Genomic DNA, 299 nt, shown 5'->3' on the forward strand with positions numbered 1-299 from the left:
AAAGGAGTTAAGTTACCCGATCCTTCGAGTATTAATCATCGGGCTATTTTTGTGGCAAAAAACATTACCCCGACCGACATGGCGCAATTTGATCGCCGCTTTGTTGCTGGCTTAGTCACTAATGAGGGTGGTCGGACCTCTCATTTCACAATTATGTCCAAAACCTTGTCTTTGCCAGCGGTGGTTGGAACTGAACTAGCCACTCAGCAAATTCAAGATGGGGATTTGGTGATTGTTGATGGAATTCACGGCAAAGTCATCGTGCGTCCCACGGATGGCGAAGTGGATCACTATCAACG

1 protein-coding gene is annotated in these 299 nt (G+C 46.8%); it reads left to right on the forward strand.

The features are described 5' to 3' along the window. Positions 1-51: 51 nt before the first annotated feature. On the forward strand, positions 52-299 hold a 248-nt coding region (locus ACFIK0_RS09615; protein WP_375663946.1), incomplete at its 3' end, for a PEP-utilizing enzyme.

The organism is Bartonella sp. CL63NXGY, assembly GCF_042194905.1.
GTDB lineage: Bacteria > Pseudomonadota > Alphaproteobacteria > Rhizobiales > Rhizobiaceae > Bartonella.